The sequence below is a fragment of the Streptomyces sp. NPDC005899 genome, from assembly GCF_040629645.1.
Taxonomy (GTDB): domain Bacteria; phylum Actinomycetota; class Actinomycetes; order Streptomycetales; family Streptomycetaceae; genus Streptomyces.
On sequence record NZ_JBEXWB010000543.1, the window covers coordinates 1 to 2,897 of the forward strand.

At 76.4% G+C, this 2,897-nt stretch carries 3 protein-coding genes; all 3 read right to left on the reverse strand.

Translation table 11 applies throughout. The annotated features are described in order from the left end of the window. Window positions 1-357 (reverse strand): hypothetical protein (locus tag ABZ371_RS31155; RefSeq protein ID WP_358685985.1); only part of this gene is annotated, 357 nt, incomplete at its 3' end. A gap of 29 nt (window positions 358-386) precedes the next feature. Then, window positions 387-2,444: an alpha-hydroxy-acid oxidizing protein gene (locus tag ABZ371_RS31160; RefSeq protein WP_358685987.1), complete on the reverse strand. Its 2,058-nt coding sequence runs from the start codon at window positions 2,442-2,444 to the stop codon at window positions 387-389. Beyond that, window positions 2,441-2,897: acyl carrier protein (locus ABZ371_RS31165; RefSeq protein ID WP_358685989.1), on the reverse strand; the 457-nt coding region annotated here is incomplete at its 5' end. The genes ABZ371_RS31165 and ABZ371_RS31160, both read right to left, overlap by 4 nt.

Genomic DNA, 2,897 nt, shown 5'->3' on the forward strand with positions numbered 1-2,897 from the left:
GTGCTGTCGGTCGGTCGTTGCCGTGCGTGCTGTGCAGTACGTCGCCGGTGAGCGCGTCCTCGCCCGCCTGGCGCCAGAGCAGCCGGCGGCGCCGGGACGGGCGGTGGCGAAGTCCCGGACGGCCCGGGGCACGTCGTCCGGCGCCACGTCGGTGAGGGGGACGTCCGCTTCGGCGGCTCCGGCCGGCCCGCCGTCCGGCGGACACCCCGGCATCCCGTGGCGTGCCATCACGTCACCGAACGCGCTGCGCAGGTCGCCGGCGTCGAGGCGCCCGGTCAGGCGCCAGGCCAGCACGTGGCGGTGGGACGCCGGCGGCTCGGCGGGCCACGGGCACGGCCGTGTCGAGGACGGGTGCATGGGCGCTGTCTCCTCCTGTACCCGGTCGGTCATCGGGCGTCGGGCTCGCCGGTCCGGATGAGGCCCGCGGGCCGCTCCGGCCCATCGCCCAGGACGGAGCCCGCGGGGGTGAGGAGATCCCCGTCGACGTCGCGGACGGCGCCGCGGCCGCCGAGGGTCAGGGCCAGGTCCAGTTCGGCCAGCAGGCACCGCAGGACGTGGTGGACGCCCCGCGCCCCGTCGAGCGCGAGGCCGTACTGGTAGGGGCGGCCGTACAGGACGGCGTCGGCACCGAGGGCGAGGGCCTTGACCACGTCGCTCCCGGTACGCACTCCGGAGTCCATCAGCACCGGGACGCCCGCGCCGACCGCGGCGCGCACCGCCGGGAGGGCGTCCAGCGCGGCGATGCTGCCGTCGAGCTGGCGACCGCCGTGGTTGGAGACCACGATGCCGTCGGCGCCGCGGTCGAGGGCCAGGCGTGCGTCGTCCGGGTGCAGGACGCCCTTGACGAGGATGGGCAGCCCGGTCAGCCGCCGCAGCCACGGCAACCGGTCCCAGGTGAGACCCGGGTTGGCGGAGATGGCCGCCCAGTGGCGTACGACGTCCGCGGGTCCCGCGCCTTCGGGCAGTCCGGCCCGGAACACCGGGTCCGTGGTGAAGTTGCCGAGCCCGGCGCCCCGTACGAACGGCAGGTAGCCGTGGTCGAGGTCGGCAGGACGGTAGCCGAAGGCCGGGTTGTCGACGGTGAGGACCAGGGCCGAGTAGCCGCTCGCCTCGGCCCTGCGCACCAGCGACTCGGCCACCTCCAGGTCCGAGGGCCAGTACAACTGGAACCAGCGGGGAGCCGGTCCCGCCGCGCGGGCCACCTCCTCCATGCTGTGGCAGGAGAAGCCGGACAGGACGAACGACACGTCCGCGAGGGCGGCGCCGCGGACGGCCGCGAGTTCGCCCTCGGGGTGCACCACGGTCTGGGCGGCCACCGGCGCGAGGAGCACCGGGGACGCCAGGCGCTGCCCCAGCAGGGACACCGACAGGTCGCGCGTGGTGACACCGCGCAGCATCCTCGGCAGGAGGCTCCAGCGGTCGAAGGCGGCCCGGTTCGCCCGGGCCGTCGTACCGGTGCCCGCGTTGCCGCGGACGTATCCGTAGGCGTGCGGGGCGAGCACGTCGCGGGCGGCGGCGTCGAGCGCGGTCAGGTCGGTGGTGAGGCGCTCCGCGGCGGCCTCGGGCCCGGCCAGGTAGATCTCGCGGACCAGGTCGGCCGGGGCGGGGCGGGGCGGGGCCGGCTCCTCCTCCCGCGGCCCACCGGCGGCGCCCATCCGGCCCAGCAGCAGGGAGGCGGTCGTCCCGGGGCGTTCCGTCAGGGCGAAGTGGCCGCCCTCGATGGTCTCGACGTCGCATCCGCTCCCGGTGTGCGCGGCCCACTCCCCCATCTGCCCGAGGCTGTTCTTCGGGTCCTCGGCGGCCAGGAGCACCGTGACGGGTGTGCGCAGGACCGTGTCCCGCGCGCACCGGTAGCGACGCAGCGGGCGGTGGTCGGCCCGCAGGACCCGCAGGACCTCGCCGAGCGTCTCGGGGTCGCGCAGCAGTGCCTCGGGCACGCCTCCGAGTTTGCGGAGGCCGGACACGAGCTCGTCGTCGCCCAGGTCGTCGAGGTCCGGCTCGTCCCAGTCCTGGGCCGGGGGCCGGGCCGCCGACACGAACAGCCGTGCCACCGCTCCGCGTCGCTCGAGCAGGCGGGCGGTCTCGAAGGCGACGAGCGCTCCCATGCTGTGGCCGAGCAGGTACAGGGGGCGGCCGTCGGACGGCGTCAGTGCCGCCGCCGCTCCGGCGGCGAGCGTCGCGATGTCCTCGGCGCAGGGCTCGCCCCGGCGGTCCTGCCGGCCCGGGTACTGCACGGCGAGCAGCTGGACGCTCTCGGGGAGGGCGGCGGACAGTGCGGCGAAGGTGTTCGCCGCACCGCCCGCGTGCGGGAAGCACACCAGCAGCGCGGAGCTGTCCGGCCTGGCGTGGAACGACCGCGTCCAGAGGTCCGCCCGCGGGGGTGCGGCGACGGGTGCGGTGGTGCGGAGCGCGCCGCCCGCGGCGGTGGCTGGGTACTGGGTCATGACGACGGGCTCCCGTCCTCGGTGTGGTCGGCCAGCTGGTCGAGGAGGCGGTGCAGGCGCTCGCGCACGGCGGCCCGCTCGGCTCCCGTCAGGGTGCGCGCGCCGATCGCGGACTCGAGTGCCGCGACCTCCTCGGGGACGGGCGGGGACGCCGGTGCCTCGGTCGGCACCTCACCGGCGGGCGGTAGCTGCTCCCGGAGGTGGGCGACGAGGGCGTGCGGCGTGGGCCAGTCGAAGACGAAGGTGGCGGGCAGCCGCACCCCGGTCGCGGTGGTGAGCCTGTTGCGCAGTTCCACGGCGGTCAGCGAGTCGAAGCCGACCTGGTCGAAGACGCTGTCGGGGGCCACGGCGCTGTCGGAGGCGTGGCCCAGCACACCGGCGACCTCGTGCAGCACGAGGTCCATCAGGGCGTCGCCGGTGCCGGCGGCCGGCGCTTCGGCGCCCGGACCGCCG